This window comes from Candidatus Acidiferrales bacterium (assembly GCA_035934015.1).
Classification (GTDB): Bacteria; Acidobacteriota; Terriglobia; order Acidiferrales; family UBA7541; genus DAHUXN01.
On record DASYYH010000003.1, the window covers coordinates 364978 to 382315 of the forward strand.

Genomic DNA, 17338 nt, shown 5'->3' on the forward strand with positions numbered 1-17338 from the left:
CGCTAGGATTGCGCCGCGGGGCGAAGTGCACGGCGAAATTTCTGCAGAATTTCGCCACCACGGCCTTTGGTGCGAATGCGCGCGAAAGCGAGAAGCGTCATCGCCGTAAAAATAATGAGCAGGCCCAACGAAGCGCCGGTGATGCTCATCCCGTGCTTGGTCAAGATGGAAAACCTGCCGTAAACGAATTCGATGTGTACCCAATAGACGAGAAGCGACGCTTGGCCCATAACGACGAGCGGGCTGAACTTCCACTGCCCCGCGCCCCAACGGCACCAGGCGTAACTCAAAAATAAAATCATCATCAACACACCGACGCGAATCAGGACGAATTGCGGGCTGCTATGCCAGAAATCGTACGTTGCGTAGATGCGAACCGGCAGCGAATCAAACCACAAGCCCAATCCGTAAAACGCCGCGCCGAGAAGACTCAAGATCAGAAGGGCTTTCCATTCGCGCTGGCGCGCCCAATCGCTCAGGAGAAAAAATCCTACGGCAAGGCCCGCGAATGAAAATGCCGCCCAAGGAAAAATCGGAAAAAGCCAATGCTGCGGCACGCCGAGATTGTGAACGCCATTGATATAGGACTCGACCGGCCACGGCAGCCAGCGCAACCGCCAAGTGGTCCAGAGCGGTGGCGTGACGAGCGCAATTCCGATGGCGACGGCAGCAGCGAGCGCTGCGTTCGTCGGACGGCGGCGCGCGAAACGGCATACGATGCCCATCAGCATCATGGAAATGCCGATGGTGTTGAGGATGTCGACGCGGAGAAGATCGGTCCACGGCGACCACGGATAGCCGAGCGCGAATTCCTGAACGCGAAAGAGAAGGCCGAGGCCAAAGATTTCCGCGCCGCGGCGAATGGTCGTGGCGGCAATGTCGTTCGCCGAAGCGCCTTTATCGCGCATGCGACCGGTGACGAGCGCGAACGAGATTCCCGCGAGAAATAAAAACAGCGGCGCGGGAAGCGTTCCGCCGAGCTGCGACCAACGGAAAAAAGAAGTGTTGCGCGCCGTCGGACTCAGCCAGGAGTCGTAACAGTGCGTCTGGAACATCGCCACGCACGCGAGGCCGCGCATCCAGTCGATATAAGCGATTCTTTGCTTTGCAGCTTCGGGCATTCCAGGAAAAGAATCGCCGAGCGCGAGTCGCAAAGCAAGCGTTTCCGAACACTGCACTATCCGAGAATTCTCAGCGAACCGAGGCGATAATCCCTTCAAATGACGCGGATGGTTTTGAATTACACTGTTGCGCGATGAGCGCGGCGGCACAAAACCGACAGTTCCCTTTTGCGGGCGCGGCGATCCTGTGGGCCGGGCTGCTGCTGTTCGGAACTTTCGGCGGATTGTGGCTCGGATATGGCGGGCGGCGGTTCGCCGTGGCGATGGTCGCGGCCACAGTTTTGCTCGGCGGCGAATTGTTTCTTGCAAGCCCGCGAACGCGAGACCGGATTCTTGGATTTCTCCGCGGCCGTGGATTTTTTCTCGCTGCACTCGCGCCGCTATGTGCTTTCCTCCTCTACGCGCTCGCAGGCCGCGAGATTGGCTGGGTCGAAGCCGGCGCTGGCGTCCTGTACGTTGTGATTCCGGCGCTTCTGGCCGCGAGCGCACGCGGAAAATCAACGAGTTGCTGGGAAGACTACGCGGCTCTGCTGATGATCTGGCTGCCCGTGGAATTTCGCTGGATGTACAGGCTGTGGCCGTTTCCGCACGAGCTGACGCACACGCTGACGATTCTTTTTGCGGTCAATACGGCGATTGCCGTTTTTCTCGCGATTCGACGGTTCGATGGCGTTGGTTACGGAGTCGAATGGCGGCGCGGATTCGGCTGGGCCGTGGCGATCAATTTCCTTTTCCTGGCCGTCATTATCATTCCGCTCGGCGAAGCGATTCACTTCATCCACTATGGACCGACTCTGCACAGTCTGAAAGCGACGCCGCTGACGGGACTTGAGATTCTGGTGTTCACGGCGTGGCCGGAGGAATTTCTGTTTCGCGGGCTGCTACAGAATTTGCTTTCGCGGTCAATGAAGAATCGCTACGCAGGATGGGTCGTTGCTTCGGTGATTTTCGGCTTCTCGCACATACTGCACGCGCCGGCGCCGAACTGGAAGTACGTCTTCCTGGCGACAATCGCCGGATTATTTTATGGCCGCGCGTGGATGAAGACGGAATCGTTATTTCCCAGCGCGATTGTGCACGCGCTGGTGGACACAATCTGGTTTGGATTTTTTCCGCGTTAATTGGTGCAACAGAGGACTGCTTGAGGACACAAACCGAGCTTACAATTTAATTTTTTACCACGGATTCGAAAAAAGCGCAAGTCCTTTGCCTTGTGCGAAAAATCGTCTACGGTAAAACGCGCGACGGCGCAAAATTTCGCCTTTTATGCTAGCGCACGACGCCGGAGAGAGGGCTCGAAGCCGTGGCGTACAGTTTTTTCGCGATGCGACCGGCGAGGAACGCTTTGCGGCCAGCTTCGACGGCGGCGCGCATGGCTTCGGCCATGAGAACGGCATCCTGAGCGCCAGCGATGGCTGTGTTCATCAGCACGCCATCGGCGCCAAGCTCCATGGCGACGGCGGCATCAGATGCTGTGCCGACGCCCGCGTCAACAATCAGTGGAACTTCCGTGATGCGTTCGCGCAGGATGCGAAGATTCGCCAGATTTTGGATGCCCATCCCGGAACCGATGGGCGCGCCGAGCGGCATCACGGCGGCAGCGCCTGCGTCGATGAGCTTGCGGGCGACGATCAGGTCGTCATTTGTGTACGGCAGAACGATGAAGCCTTCTTTGACCAGCGCCTTTGTAGCGCGGATTAATTCTTCGGTTTCGGGAAACAGCGTCTGCTCGTCGCCGATAACTTCGAGCTTGACCCATTCGGAGAGCCCCGCTTCGCGGCCAAGACGCGCGGCGCGAATCGCGTCGTCAGCGGTGTAACAGCCCGCTGTGTTGGGAAGAATGAAGAGCTTCTGGCGATCAATATAATCGAGCAACGATTCCTTGGCGCGATCCGATAAGTTCACACGGCGGACGGCGACGGTGACCATCTCGGCGCCGGAGGCTTCGTGGGCACGGGCCATTTCCGGCAGGCTGCGATATTTTCCCGTGCCGACGATCAGGCGCGAGCGAAACGCGCGTCCGGCGATGACGAGACTATCTTCATTGTGGCTTACGGTTCCTGTGGACATCTGATTGGCTCCTATTGAGACATTCTAGCAGGAGCGCGAAGGAAGCGCGAAACGAAGCGGAATGTTTCTGGTGCGACGAAACGGCTCAGGCTCGACGGCCAGATTGCGGACGCGGCTCCTCGAGATCGGCGTAAAGGGATTCGATGACATCGCGATAGCGCGCTTCCACGACGCGGCGCTTCAATTTCAGCGTGTGCGTCAGCTCGCCGTCAGCGAATGTGAAATCCTTTTCGATGAGCGCAAAGCGCTTGGGTCTCTCATATTGCGCGAAGCTTTCGGTGAGGTGAGCGAGTTCGCTTTCGATCAGCCGATGCACCCAGGGATCGGTGCAAATCGCGCCGGCGGAGAGATTGACGTTTTGCGCGCGGGCGTAGTCCTGAATCGCAGCCGCATTGGGCACAATCAGCACGGAGCAGAATTTCCGGCGGTCGCCGACGACCATGGCGTTGGAAATAAATCGGCTGGTTTTCAATTTGTTTTCGATGGGCGCGGGAGCGACGAATTTTCCGGCAGCGGTCTTGATTAACTCTTTTTTGCGGTCGGTGATCACAAGAAAACCATCCGCGTCGAGATGGCCGACGTCGCCGGTGCGAAGCCAGCCATCGGAAGAGAGCGCATCGCGCGTGGCATCGGGCTTATTGTAGTAGCCGCGCATGATGTTCGGGCCGCGGGCAAAAATTTCGCCATCCTCAGCGATTTTTACTTCGCAATTGCGGATTGGCGGACCGACCGTGCCGACCTTGTTGGCCTGGGGCGTATTTGTGGAAATTACGGGCGAAGATTCCGTCAGGCCGTAGCCCTGATAAAGCGGCAGGCCGATGGTCCAGAAAAACTCCGCCAGACCACGCTCGAGCGGAGCGCCGCCTGAATAGAAAAAACGCAAATTGCCGCCGACGCCGGCGCGAATTTTGGAGTAAACGAGGCGATTGGCGATGCTCCATTGGAGCTTCAGGGACAAGGATGGCTTTTCGCCGTAAGCCTTCCATCGCGAAGCGGCCGAAGCCACGCGAATGGCCCAGTCGAAAATTTTGCGGCGGATTCCCTTCTCCTCATGGCCCTTGGCGAGAATGTTGGCGTAACTTTTTTCGAAGACGCGCGGGACGGCGGCGGCGATGGTGGGACGGATTTCGAGCAAAGCCTTGGCCAGATCATCGATTTTATCGAGATAAGCGATGCTGACGCCGTGGAATAACGCGGTGTAGTCGAAGATGCGTTCATAGACGTGAGAAAGCGGCAAAAAGGAAAGCTGCAGATCGTCGCGGAAATAGCCGATGGTCGAAGTAGCATCGATGGAGTTGGAAGAGAGATTCGAATGCGTCAGCATCACTCCTTTCGGTTCGCCGGTCGTGCCTGACGTGTAAATCAGCGTCGCGAGCTGGCCGGGCTGCACGAGAGCAGCGCTGGCGCGGTAAGCGGCGATGTCGCTGTCATTGGCGCTGGCGATGAGCGCAGCGTAGTCAAGAAAATCTCCACGCGGAGGCGCGGAGCCGCCGCAGACGATGATCTTCTCCAGCGCAGGAATTTTGCTGCGAGAGGCGGCGATTTTTTCTTCCTGCACACCCGCGGAAACGATTGCAACCTTAACGCCAGCGTCGTTCCAGATGTATTCGAGGCGATCCGGAGATTCATTGTAATAGATTGGAACATCCACCGCGCCGAGGCCGAGGATGGCGAAATCGGCGATGTGCCATTCGGCGGAATTGGGCGCGAAGATTCCGACACGATCACCGCTTCGCACGCCCAGCGTGCTGAGCGCCTTCGCCAGACCCGCGACTCGACGCAGCATTTCAGCGGAGGAATGCGCCTGCCAGTTCCCTTCTGACACGCGATAGATCTGGGCGCGAGGATTCGGGTACTGGCCGGCCGCGTCGAGAAATAACTTTGTCAACGATGGGTAATTGCCGGGGCCGCTCATCATCGGTGGGTCACTCTAAACCACGCGAGTTTTTCACGCAACAACAGTCGAAGAACGAACGCGCGAAGGCGTTTCGGCGGGGGGAACGCAGATGCCGCTACCGGAGAGTTCGGCACTACTCATCCCGGCACACAATGCGCTAATATGGCGGCGTTGGGAGGGTTCATGGCGAAGCTGGCCATCGAAGAGCGAACCGGTTATCAGCCAATGCGCGCGCCGCGCGGAACGGCAATCTCCTGCAAGGGCTGGCAGCAGGAAGCCGCGTTGCGCATGTTGATGAACAACCTCGATCCGGAAGTCGGCGAGCGGCCGGAAGACTTGGTCGTTTATGGCGGACGCGGAAAAGCCGCGCGGAACTGGGATTGCTTTCACGCGATTGTGAACTCGCTTCGCAGCCTCGAAAACGACGAGACGCTTCTGGTGCAGTCCGGCAAGCCCGTCGGGATTTTCCGCACGCACTCCTATGCGCCGCGCGTGCTGATTGCGAATTCGAACCTTGTGGGCCACTGGGACGACTGGAAGCATTTTAATGAACTCGAGCGCGCGGGTCTGATGATGTACGGACAGATGACTGCGGGAAGCTGGATTTACATTGGCACACAGGGGATTTTGCAGGGGACGTACGAGACGTTCGCCGCTGCAGCGCGAAAGCATTTTGGCGCGAATGCGGATCTTTCCGGAAAACTGGTTGTCAGCGGCGGCATGGGCGGTATGGGCGGCGCGCAGCCGCTGGCGGCGACGTTGAACGGCGCGGCGTTTCTCGGTATTGAAGTCGATCCCGAGCGCATCAAGAAACGCCTGAAGACCGGCTATTGCGATGTGATGGTGAACTCGCTCGACGAGGCGCTGCGCATTTTGAAAAATGCCGTGCGCAAGCGCGAAGCGACGTCCGTTGGACTGATCGGAAATTGCGCGGATTTGATTCCAGAACTGGCAAAACGCGGCGTCGTGCCCGATCTGCTGACCGACCAAACCAGCGCGCATGATCCGATCGGCGGTTACATTCCGCAAGGCCTGACGCTCGAGGAAGCGAAAGAGCTGCGCGAGCGAGATCCTGAAACTTATCGCCGGCGCGCGATGGAGTCGATGGCGAAGCACGTCGAAGGAATGCTCGAGCTGCAAAAAATGGGCGCGGTGACATTCGATTACGGCAATAACATTCGCACCATGGCGTTCGAGCAGGGCGTGAAAAATGCATACGATTTCCCGGGATTCGTGCCGGCATATATACGGCCGCTTTTCTGCGAAGGACGCGGACCATTTCGCTGGGCGGCGCTCTCCGGCGAGGCTTCGGACATTTACCGGACGGATCAGCTCGTGCTGGAACTGTTTCCGCAAAACGAATCTCTTTGCCGATGGATCCAACTGGCGCAGAAGCGCGTTCATTTTCAGGGACTGCCGGCGCGCATCTGCTGGCTTGGCTATGGAGAACGCGACAAGTTTGGCGTGGCGATGAATGATCTCGTGGCGCGCGGCGAGCTGAAAGCGCCGATTGTGATTGGCCGCGATCATCTCGATTGCGGCTCGGTCGCTTCGCCCTATCGCGAGACGGAAAGCATGCGCGACGGCTCTGACGCCGTGGCCGACTGGCCGATGCTCAATGCGATGCTGAATACGGCGAGCGGCGCAAGTTGGGTTTCGATTCACGATGGCGGCGGCGTGGGAGTCGGCTATGCGGTGCACGCCGGACAAGTCACCGTCGCCGATGGCACAAAGGAAATGGCCTCGCGCATCGAGCGCGTTCTGACCAATGATCCGGGTATCGGCGTGGCGCGGCATGCGGATGCGGGTTATACCGAGGCGATCGATTTCGCGAAGAAGAAAAACGTCCGAGTTCCGATGCTCTGAAAAGCAGAGCGAGGAGTAATGCTTCCGTGCATTTCCCGGCAGCGAAATTCGTCACTTTGGCCGTGATCGGCGTCATTGCTGCGACCATGAAGATTGTCTCGACTGTTCGAGTGTCGCGCAGCGCTGCGGTTTCAAAGGCTGCGCGCGCGGTATATCTTGTCCAAACCATATTTCTATTCACTTTGGTGGGATTGGCGCTGGCCAGATTCTTCTTCCCGCCGGTTTGGCAATTCTCGATCTTTGACACGAGGACATTCGTGGTGCTCATCGGAATTTTGGTGATCCTCTGGCTGGCGTATCTAGCCTTACTGTGGAGAGGCCGGAAGACCATGTTGCAGAAACATGATGCTGCGGAGATTCGTTGAACACAAAACTGCAATTCGGGTTGCTGGCGCTCATGGCGCTTTCCGCGCTGGCGGCGATTAGTGTCAGCATCTTGATCGCGCGAAGACAGGATCTCGCCGTGGCGGCGCGACGGGCTTTTCTCCTCAGCAATGTTGCGCTGATTTTTTGTCTTGCGTCGGCGATTGCAGGAGTGTCTGTTTACCGCGCTTCCCATTTATGGGGAAACATTCTGCTTGGAGCCGCTGTAGCCTTTCTGATTCTTAAGTTCATCCTTGTGCGCCAGTTTGCGCATCTCATTCGACAGGGACAACCGAAAAACCGGCCCGGCCAAGTTTTGCGTTCCGCTGGTAAAAGCTAAGCGAAAGCGACGAGGAGGCTGCCATGATCGTAATCACAGGAGCCACGGGAAATACAGGGAGTCCGGCGGCGGAGGCGCTGCTGACTGCGGGAGAAAAGATTCGCGCCATCGGACGAGACGCGGCGAAGCTCGAACGGTTCAAAGCGAAGGGCGCTGAAGCGTTTGTAGCCAACGTCGAAAATGCGGAGGAGATGGCGCGCGCCTTCGACGGAGCGGACGCTGTCTACCTGGTGATTCCCCAGGCACTGCAGCGCGAAGATTTCCGCGCGTATCAGGGGCGCATCAGCGATGCATACGCCTCTGCCGCGCGTAGATCCGGCGTGAAATATGCCGTCGTGCTCTCCAGCATTGGTGGGCAGCATGCAGCGGGAACCGGCCCCGTCGTCGGGCTGCACGAAATGGAGGAAAAGTTGAATGGCATCGCCGGCCTCAACCTTCTGCATCTTCACCCGGCATCGTTTATGGAGAATTTTCTGATGAGCATCGAAGGGATTCGCATGATGAACGCCCTTCCGGGCGCGGCTCCCGCCGAAGCTCCACAACCCATCGTCGCAACCAAAGATATTGGCCTTTACGCAGCGAAGCGGCTGGCGAGCCGGAACTTTTCTGGGCATTCGACGCAAGAACTCCTTGGTCCGCGCGATATCACGATGAAGGACGCAGCCAGCATTATCGGCCGGGCGATCGGCAGGCCACATCTGGCTTACGTTCAATTGCCACTGATCGTGCTGGAATCGGCGCTGACTGGCTTGGGCCTTCCAAAGAGTTCCGCCGCCCTCTTGATTGAACTGTGGAACGGCGGAAACAAGGGACTGCTTGCGCCGCAGGAGCCGCGTTCGCAAGAAAACACGACGGCGACAACGCTCGAGCAGTTCGCCGAAGAAACCTTCGCTCCGCAATATCAACGCCGCGCCGCCGGCGCTTAGAGCGCGAACTGGATGCGCAGGGATGGCGGCTGATCTCCGCAGAGGACGCAGCTCTGTGGAACTATTTTGCTATGGATTCCGTATCTCCAGTCAGAAAGCGGAGGTGCGCCCCGTGACTTCGAAAATGTCAGCCAGAGCTGCTTTGTTTCTTTTCATACTGCTGCCGACGGCCGCCGCCGCACAAGGAAGCCGGACTCTCTCCGAACAGGGCGGCAATCCATTTACAGCCGACTTCCCCAGCGGCGGCCAGATTCGCATGGATCTTCGTTCCGCGGGCGTGACGGTCACCGGAAGCGACGAGAATAAAATTCAGGTGCGCGTTTCGGCGCGCGGCTCCGGCGATCTCAGCAGCGTTCGCATTTCTCTGAAAACGAACGGAAATCGCGGAGAACTGAAAGTGACGGGAGGACCGAGCGATAATTTCCAGATAGACATTCAGATTCCGCGAAATTCGGACCTATATGCGCGCATGTTTGCGGGCGAACTGGATATCCGCGGAGTCGAAGGCAACAAAGACCTGGCGGTCCACTTCGGCCAAATGGACATCGCCTTGGCTCATCCCGACGATTATGCTCCCGTGCGGCTTTCGGTAAGTTCCGGGGATTTGGAAGCAGCGGCGTTCAACGTATCGAAGGGCGGGCTGTTCCGCTCGTTCGAAATGGATTCGACGCTGCACAAGAGTTCGCCCGGCAGATACTCGCTCTACGCGCACGTTGGCGCGGGTGAGATCGACATCAATTAATCAGCACACAGCTCCGCGAAGTGTGCCCGTGCGCGGTTATTTCTTTGCCACTTCTTCGCGCGCGATCTGAAGCTCCGGGCGATCCGCATCTGGGCTGCAAACCTTCACCAGCTTCGCCAAGTATCCCCGCGCTTCCGTCGCGTTTCCGGCAAGCTGTGCCGCTTGCGCCGCGCCATAGAGCGCGTTAAAGCGATTCGGCGACTCGGCAAGTGCGGTCTTATAAGCCGCCAGCGCATCGGCCGGGCGTTTCATTTCCAGAAGCATGTCGCCGAGCATTTCGCGCGCGGGAGTCGACAGTGAGTCCACTCCCTCCTTTTCCTCCTGCGCAGCAGCCGTACGTATCGCCGTTAGCGCCTCTGCGCTTTTCCCTTCGGCGAACGCTACCCAGCCCGCCGCTTCCTGCTCGCCTATGGTGTCGCTCGAAGCCACACTGTAGCCGGCGGCCTGCTTCTGGGAACTCGCCACCGCTTCCTTGTACTTTGCAAAATTCTGCTCCGCAGCCGCCGCGTCACCCATGCGTGCCGCGCCAACTGTCTTCACAAAATATGTGATTTCCAGCGCGCCGTTATCCTCGCCAACCGGAAGCGCCGCCGCTTCCTTCCACTGGTGCAACTCGTATGCATTTCGAGCTGTCAGCCATGCGGTATTCTGTGCAACACTCTCAGATTTCAACAGCATTCGCGGCACGGAAACATCAACATGCTCGTCGGCAACAGCACCCGGCACATTTTTCAATTCGCTGACAACATCCTCCGCTTTGGCAGACTGCCCGCTCTGCAAGTACGCGTAGTCAAGGAAATCCATGGCGTGGAATTGATAACTCGGGTCTGCGTTGCCCGCTTTCGTTGCCTCAGCGGCTGCGGCCGCGGCAGCGATGTTGGATTGAATGGCTTCCTGCCACAGGCCGAGGCGCACAAAAATGTGCGAAGGCATGTGCAGCGCGTGGGAAGAGTCGGGAGCGATTTTCGCATAGCGACGCGCGGCATCGAGTCCCTGCGGCGCAAGTTCTGGTGTATCCGCGGCATGAATCAGATAGTGAGCGACACCGGGGTGATTCGGCGCGACCACGAAGAGCTTGTTGAGAATAGCGATGGCTGCTTCACGATTCGCGGTTTCATCCTCGCCCTTGCCCTGCAAAGTGATCAGCGAAAGAGCATAGAACGCACCCGCGTCGACGTCATCGGGATATTTCGTGAAGATGCGATTCATCCAATCCGAATATGCCTTGATGCGCGCGGCTTTGCTCAAATTGGGGTTGTCCTGGAAGAAAACTCCGGCAGCGACGATGTACATGCGCTCGCGCTCAGTCTTCGCGCGAAGCTTCTGAGCCTGCATGGTGTCCTGAAAACCTTCTTTGAGCGTAGCGTCACTTGGCCAATCCCAAAGCTGGTGGTAAAGCGACATGGCCTTGCCCCAATAGGCCATCGCACAAGTGGGATCTTGCTGCGCCACTTGCGTGAAGGTTTGCTCGGCCTGCTGGTATTGGAAGGAATGCAGCAGCGCGAGCGCTTGATTAAATGTCACCTGCACGGCGGGATCGCAGGAAATGGCGAAATTGACTGCACCGAGGCTGCTCGTCTGCGCCGCTCTGCGAGAACGCGGAGAGCTTCCCGGGCGGGGCGCTGCGTTCACGACAGAAATGGAGACGGCGAGAAACAGCGATACGCAGAGAAAACGATACCGTGTGATCCGCTGCATGGTCAGAACACCTCGGCCGCAATTCTACGCTATTGCGCGCGTCCTGTGTAGCCGGGGCCATAAAGGACCTTGCCCGGCAGCGCGTTGGTCATTTTGCCATCCGCAATCACCGGCACGCCATTCACAAGCACGTAATCCATTCCAACGGCGAGCTGGTTGGGATTCTCATAGGTTGACGTGTCCCGCACCTTCGCGGGATCAAACACCACGACATCCGCCCACATTCCTTTCTTCAGCACGCCGCGATCCGTCAGATGCTCGCGCTGCGCCGCGAGCGCCGAAAATTTGCGGATGGCGTCCGGCAGCGTCAGCAAATGCTCCTCGCGCACATATTTCCGCAGGATGCGCGGAAACGTTCCATAGGCGCGCGGATGCGGATGGTCCTGGCCCAAAATTCCCGTCGGCGACGCCCCCGACGCGTCGTTATCCACCGACACCCACGGCTGTTTGAGCGTTAATTGCACGTCCGGTTCGCTCATGCCGAATGTCACGACATACGTTCTCGCTTTATCTTTGATGATTAAATCCAGGATCGCATCAATCGGATCTTCATGCCACATCTGTGCGATTTCCGCGATGGTCTTCCCCTGCAAATTCAATAAGTCGCGGTTGTCCACAGTCGCAATCATGATTCCCTGCGGCCCGGCGACCTCTTGCCATTCGTTGTCCCACTCTTTCGTCGGAGTCACCATGTCTTTGCGAATTCGCGCGCGCGTTGCGGGATCTTGCAAGCGAGCAATCAACTTCGCGTCACCGCCATTATTTGCCCACGGCGGAGTGTAGGCAGCCAGGTCATTTTCCCAAGCTGTGTAGGCGTATGTATCCGCGCTGATGTCCAGCCCTTCGCTGCGCGCTTTATCCAGGAACGCGACAACTTGCGGCATCTTCCCCCAATTCGGCTTTCCGGCGGCCTTCAAATGAAAAATCTCGACGCCCGTATGCGCTTCGCGCGCGATGCGCTCCGTCTCTTCGAGCGCAGCCATTTCACCATCGCCTTCATTGCGCATGTGCGTCGCGTAGATGCCACCGTACTGTGCGCTCACCGACGCGAGCGCGATCAGTTCATCCGTCGAAGCGTATGGCGCCGGCGGATATTCCAGCGCGCTCGACAGTCCCATTGCGCCTTCGCGCATCGCCTCCGCCACCAGCTCTTTCATCTTGTCAAGCTGCTCTGGCGTGGCTTTCACATCGTCCTCGCCGATGACGACTCGGCGGACCTGCGTCGCGCCGACGTATGTGCCGAGATTGATTCCCATACCCTGCTTTTGCAGGCGCGCAAAATACTCGCTCATCGTGTGCCAATCGCACGTAATCCCGTAGTGCTGGCATTGTGGCTGCATCTGCCCAAGAGTTGCATCCGTCTGCGGCCCGACCGTGTCGCCCTCGCCGGTAATCTCCGTGGTAATTCCCTGGAAAATCTTCGACGGAAGGTGCGGATCCACCAGCATGGTGATCTCCGACTGGCCGAGCATGTCGACGAATCCGGGAGCGACGACGCGGCCTGCTGCATCAATGGTCTCCTTTGCGCGCGCGTCCGAAAGGTCGCCAATCGCCGCGATATGGCCGTCGCGTATCCCGACGTCTCCCGCATACCACGGCGAGCCTGTGCCGTCGATGATGTGCCCGTTGTGGATTACGATGTCGTATTCTGCCGAGGCGACCGCCGCATTCTGCGCACGCGTCCATCTCGCGGATGCAAATCCAAACACAATCGCTGCCACGCTAGCCATCGCAACGAACGCCACTGCCATCATCCTGCGCTTCATTGTTCCTCCCCGGCTTTTAACGCTGCGCGGCAAAGTATAGCGCGAGGTATTGCGCCTCGCCTTGCTTTTCAGTACCGTGAAGAGCCGAACTTCAAATGCACAGTCCGCACGCGGAAACGTCCTGGCTTATAACCAACTGCTGCGAAATTCTGACGCTTCGCGGCAAAGCGCCGAAGCGCGGGCGCGATCTCGCCGATACCGGGCTGGTTCGCGATGGCGCGATACTCGTTCGCGAGGGACGCATTGCTGCGATTGGGCCGCGCCGCCGCATCGAAGCGCTGCGCGATTCGCGCCGTGCGCGCAAGCTGGACCTGGGCGGACGCGTAGTTGTCCCCGGTTTCGTTGACTCGCACACGCATTTCATTTTTGCCGCGTCGCGCGCCGCGGAATATGAGCAGCGCATCGGTGGCGCGACGTACGAACAGATTGCGCGCGCCGGCGGAGGGATCGCGAACAGCGTCCTCCGGCTGCGCAAGAGTTCGTCGGATGATTTGAAATCGCGCGCGCGAGCCCATCTCGCGCAGTTTGCCGCGCATGGCACAACGACGGTCGAAGCGAAATCGGGCTACGGCCTCGATTGGGAAAGCGAGCGCAAGATTCTCGCGGCGCTGCGCGAACTCGGCAATGAACAGCCCATCGAAATTGTGCGCACGTTTCTCGGCGCGCACGTTGTGCCCCCGGAATTTCGCGGCCGTGCCGATGCGTATGTCGAATTGCTATGCAAAGAGTGGATTCCGAAGGTTGCCGCTGAAAATCTCGCGGAATTTTGCGATGTTTATTGCGACCGCGGAGCTTTCACGGTCGCGCAATCTCGCCGCATTTTCACTGCGGCGCGTGCCTGCGGACTTGGTTTGCGCGTGCACGCGGAGCAGCTCGCGCGCACCGGCGCCGCGCGGCTTGCCGTGGAATTGAACGCTGCAAGCGCCGACCATCTGGAAAAAATATCCTCCAGCGACATACGCGCCCTCGCTCGCTCGAACGTCGCCTGCACGCTGCTTCCCGGCTGCTGCTTTCATCTCGGCTTGGCGCATTATGGACCGGCGCGAAAGCTGATCGAGGCCGGTGCCATCGTCGGGATTGCCACGGATTTCAATCCCGGCACGAGCCCCACGCTTTCGATGCCGATGATCCTCTCGCTTGCGTGCACGCAAATGCGCATGACTCCCGCCGAAGCCATTGCCGCTGCAACTATCAATGCCGCGTATTCGCTCGGACGCCACGACGGCATCGGCTCGCTCGAAGTTGGCAAGTTCGCCGATTTTGCTGCCTTCGATGTGGCCGACTACCGCGAGATACCCTATTATTTTGGCGTGAACCATTGCTGGCTGACGATGAAGCGCGGCCAAGTCATTTACTCGCGGAGGTAAATTCGGCATGAGTCACCGACGTATCTCACTTTTCCTGATGATTACGTTTACGGCGGTGGCCGTTTTCGCAACTTCGAGCTTGGCGCAGCGGTCGTGCGAAAGCCTCACGGCTCTGAAACTGGCTGACACCACGATCGTATCGGCTGCGGAGGTCGCTGCAGGTCCATTCAGTGTGCCCCGCGAAGGTCCCCTGCCGCCGGAATCCCTCACCGTTCCAGCCTTTTGCCGTGTGGGGGGCGTTATCAAGCCGACTGCCGATTCGGACATCAAGTTCGAGGTGTGGATGCCAGATCACGGCTGGAATGGAAAATTCGAGGGCGTAGGCAACGGTGGCTTCGCAGGCTCGATTAATTACCGAGACCTCGCTACTGCTTTGCGCGCCGGTTTTGCCGCGACTTCCACGGACACCGGGCACGAAGTAGTCGGCATGCCGGAAAACGCAAACTGGGCCCTTAGCCACCCTGAGAAGATCGCCGACTTCGGCTATCGCGCCATTCACCTGACCAGCGTAATCGCCAAGATCATCGTTCACGATTTCTATGGCAGCGCGCCTCGCCAGTCGTACTTCTCGAGCGGTTCCAACGGCGGCCGCCAGGGGCTCATGGAAGCGCAACGCTTCCCGAGCGACTATGACGGAATCATCGCCGGAGCGCCGGCGAATTTTTGGACTCATCTGATGGTGGACGCCATTTGGTTAGCTCAAGCGCTCTACGCGAATCCCGTAAGCTACATTCCCGCAACCAAGCTCCCTGCCATTCACGATGCGGTGCTTGCCGCATGTGACGCCAACGATGGCGTTAAGGACGGCATCATCAACGATCCCAGACAATGCCATTTCCGCGCTGAAACCCTCCTGTGCCATGGTCCTGAGACTGACGCTTGCCTTACCGCGCCTCAAGTAACGGCCCTTAAGAAAATTTACGCCGGGCCGACTGACTCCAAAGGCCAACAACTCTTCCCGAGGACAGTGCCAGGCGGCGAGCTTGGTCCAAACTCCTGGAGAATCTGGATTACCGGCCATCCCCCCACCAACAAGGGCGTCGGCTTCTTATTCGGCACTCACTTTTTCTCCGATGTGATTTTTGACAATCCGACATGGGACTTCCGCACCTTCAACTTCGATGCAGACGTTCAACTCACAGACAAGAAAATGGCTCGCGTCCTCAACGCAACCGACCCGAAGCTCACAGCGTTCAAAGCTCGCGGTGGAAAGTTGATTCTGTATCACGGTTGGGCCGACCCGGCGATTTCGCCCCTCAACACGGTGAATTATTACAATAGCGTGCTCGCTACCATGGGACGCGAGCAAACGGAGAGTTTTGTTCGTCTCTACATGGTTCCTGGGATGACGCATGGCCCCGGTGGCTCGGGCCCCGATTCCTTCGGCGCGCTTCCTGAACCGAACGCCGATCCAAGCCACAGCATGTTTAGCTCGCTGCAACAATGGGTCGAGCGCGGCATCGCTCCGCATGCGATCATTGCAACGAAGTACGCACAACCGCCAGGCGCTGCGCGAGTTGCCGAGATGACTCGTCCTTTGTGCCCTTATCCGCAAGCCGCGCAATACAAAGGTAGCGGCGATATCCATGACGCTGCCAACTTTGTATGTAAGCTGGAGCAATGAGAATGAATAGAGGCTGATTCCCGAATGCCACGACTGATTGAATGCGTGCCGAATTTTTCTGAAGGGCGCGACGAAGCCAAAATTGATGCGCTGGTTGCCGCGATGCAATCCGTCGAAGGCGTCTACGTCCTCGACCGCGAAAGCGACGCAGATCACAACCGCTGCGTCATTACCTTGGCCGGTGAGCCTGAGCCGGTTGCGGAAGCGGCGCTGCGCGGCGTGGGCAAGGCGCTCGAACTTATCGACCTGACCAAACACTCAGGCGCACATCCGCGGCTTGGCGCGACGGACGTTGTGCCGTTTATCCCCGTTGACGGCGTGACTATCGAAGATTGCGTTACGCTCGCGAAAAAAATTGGGCAGGAAATCTGGAGCCGCTACAAGGTCCCGGTCTATTTTTACGAAGCTGCCGCCGCGCGGCCCGAACGCGCCAATCTTGAAAATGTCCGCAAAGGACAATTCGAAGGCGTGCGTGAGGAGGTGCAGAAAAATCCCGACCGCGCGCCGGACATTGGCGAACCGCGTTTGCATCCGACGGCTGGAGCCGTGATCGTCGGCGCGCGAAAATTCCTGATCGCCTACAACATCAATCTGAATACGCCGGATGTTTCCATCGCCAACAAGATTGCGAAGGCCATTCGCTTTTCGAGCGGCGGCCTGCGCTACGTGAAATCCATGGGCGTGGACCTGCGCGCGCGGCATGTGGCGCAGGTGTCCATCAACATGACCGACTACGAGCAAACGCCATTGCATCGCGTCTTCGAAATGGTGCGCATCGAAGCGGCGCGCTACGGTGTCTCTATTATTGGGAGCGAAATTGTCGGCCTGATTCCCAAACGCGCGATTGAGATGACTGCGGATTTCTATTTGAAGTTCGAAAACTTTTCGGCGGCACAGGTTTTCGAAAACCGGCTGGCTGGGGCGCTGCGAGGAACGCCGCTCGAAACCGGCCCGGGGAAATTGGCTGCGCTGGCGCGGCCGTTTCTCGATGCCGTCGCCGAACCGACGGCGACGCCGGGAGGAGGCTCGGTCTCCGCGCTTGCGGGTGCGCTGGCCGCGAGCCTCGCGCAAATGGTCGCGGGACTCTCGCGCAAGAAAAAATCGCAGGCGGCATACGCGGATCGGCTCAGCCAGGCGGTCGCCGAGATGCACGCAGCCGCCGCGGAACTCGCAGAAGCCATCGACCGCGATGCGCGGTCGTATGACGCGGTTCTTGCCGCATTCAAGCTTCCCAAGGAAACGCCCGAAGAGGAGCGCCACCGGCAGGAAGAAATTCAGAAGGCGACGCGCGGCGCGGCGCAGGTTCCGATGAATGTCGCTCGTAAATCTTTGGAAATTTTCGAACGGCTCGGGCAACTGGAAGCCATTTCCAGCGCTTCTATGCTTTCAGACCTTCGCGTAGCACGATTGATGGCCGCGGCTGGAGCGCGCGGCGCGCTTGCGAATGTGTCAATTAACCTGGATTCGATCACCGACGCATCATTCGTGGCCGCAATGCGCAAGGACATAGCGGAGATTGAATCGCGGCTGACGGCGAGCCGGATGAGCGCGTAACCGG

General features: G+C 58.7%; 14 protein-coding genes. 9 read left to right on the forward strand and 5 right to left on the reverse strand.

Features of this window, described 5'->3' with window-relative positions:
- Positions 1-2 precede the first annotated feature (2 nt).
- Complete coding sequence (locus tag VGR81_01860; GenBank protein HEV2287679.1) at positions 3-1121, reverse strand: heparan-alpha-glucosaminide N-acetyltransferase domain-containing protein; 1119 nt, start codon at positions 1119-1121, stop codon at positions 3-5.
- A gap of 134 nt (positions 1122-1255) precedes the next feature.
- Here VGR81_01860 and VGR81_01865 point away from each other — a divergent pair, with 134 nt between their 5' ends.
- Positions 1256-2242, forward strand: coding sequence for a type II CAAX endopeptidase family protein (locus VGR81_01865; GenBank protein HEV2287680.1), 987 nt, complete (start codon positions 1256-1258; stop codon positions 2240-2242).
- 148 nt (positions 2243-2390) lie between these two features.
- On the opposite strand, the gene VGR81_01870 is transcribed toward VGR81_01865, so the two are convergent.
- Together VGR81_01870 and VGR81_01875 are read right to left on the reverse strand one after the other, a co-directional pair.
- On the reverse strand, positions 2391-3191 hold the full coding sequence (locus VGR81_01870) for a thiazole synthase (protein ID HEV2287681.1): 801 nt from the start codon (positions 3189-3191) through the stop codon (positions 2391-2393).
- An 85-nt stretch (positions 3192-3276) separates the two neighbouring features.
- Entirely contained in the window at positions 3277-5109 is a 1833-nt protein-coding gene (locus tag VGR81_01875) for a long-chain fatty acid--CoA ligase (protein ID HEV2287682.1), read from the reverse strand.
- A gap of 162 nt (positions 5110-5271) precedes the next feature.
- Between VGR81_01875 and hutU the strand changes: the two genes are divergently transcribed.
- The 5 genes from hutU to VGR81_01900 all read left to right on the forward strand — a co-directional run bounded on the left by hutU (position 5272) and on the right by VGR81_01900 (position 9325).
- Positions 5272-6954, forward strand: coding sequence for a urocanate hydratase (gene hutU, locus VGR81_01880; GenBank protein ID HEV2287683.1), 1683 nt, complete (start codon positions 5272-5274; stop codon positions 6952-6954).
- Between the two features lie 26 nt (positions 6955-6980).
- Positions 6981-7319, forward strand: coding sequence for a hypothetical protein (locus VGR81_01885; GenBank protein HEV2287684.1), 339 nt, complete (start codon positions 6981-6983; stop codon positions 7317-7319).
- Positions 7316-7657, forward strand: coding sequence for a hypothetical protein (locus tag VGR81_01890; protein ID HEV2287685.1), 342 nt, complete (start codon positions 7316-7318; stop codon positions 7655-7657). The genes VGR81_01885 and VGR81_01890 overlap by 4 nt, the downstream gene beginning before the upstream one ends.
- A 23-nt stretch (positions 7658-7680) precedes the next feature.
- Positions 7681-8583, forward strand: coding sequence for an NmrA family NAD(P)-binding protein (locus tag VGR81_01895; GenBank protein HEV2287686.1), 903 nt, complete (start codon positions 7681-7683; stop codon positions 8581-8583).
- 112 nt (positions 8584-8695) lie between these two features.
- Entirely contained in the window at positions 8696-9325 is a 630-nt protein-coding gene (locus VGR81_01900) for a hypothetical protein (GenBank protein HEV2287687.1), read from the forward strand.
- Positions 9326-9361: 36 nt separating this feature from the next.
- On the opposite strand, the gene VGR81_01905 is transcribed toward VGR81_01900, so the two are convergent.
- Both VGR81_01905 and VGR81_01910 read right to left on the reverse strand, forming a co-directional pair.
- Positions 9362-11023 carry a tetratricopeptide repeat protein gene (locus VGR81_01905; protein HEV2287688.1) on the reverse strand — a complete coding sequence of 554 codons (1662 nt, stop codon included), beginning with the start codon at positions 11021-11023 and terminating at the stop codon, positions 9362-9364.
- Positions 11024-11052: 29 nt separating this feature from the next.
- Entirely contained in the window at positions 11053-12789 is a 1737-nt protein-coding gene (locus VGR81_01910) for a D-aminoacylase (GenBank protein HEV2287689.1), read from the reverse strand.
- Between the two features lie 95 nt (positions 12790-12884).
- Between VGR81_01910 and hutI the strand changes: the two genes are divergently transcribed.
- Genes hutI through ftcD form a run of 3 tightly spaced genes read left to right on the forward strand, consistent with a single transcriptional unit; the run spans position 12885 to position 17334 of the window.
- Positions 12885-14156 (forward strand): imidazolonepropionase, encoded by a 1272-nt coding sequence (hutI, locus tag VGR81_01915; GenBank protein HEV2287690.1) that lies wholly within the window; start codon positions 12885-12887, stop codon positions 14154-14156.
- Positions 14157-14163: 7 nt separating this feature from the next.
- On the forward strand, positions 14164-15780 hold the full coding sequence (locus VGR81_01920; protein ID HEV2287691.1) for a tannase/feruloyl esterase family alpha/beta hydrolase: 1617 nt from the start codon (positions 14164-14166) through the stop codon (positions 15778-15780).
- A gap of 24 nt (positions 15781-15804) precedes the next feature.
- The gene (ftcD, locus tag VGR81_01925) at positions 15805-17334 is read left to right on the forward strand and encodes a glutamate formimidoyltransferase (protein ID HEV2287692.1); all 1530 of its coding nucleotides are present in this window, start codon (positions 15805-15807) and stop codon (positions 17332-17334) included.
- The last annotated feature ends 4 nt before the right edge of the window (positions 17335-17338 follow it).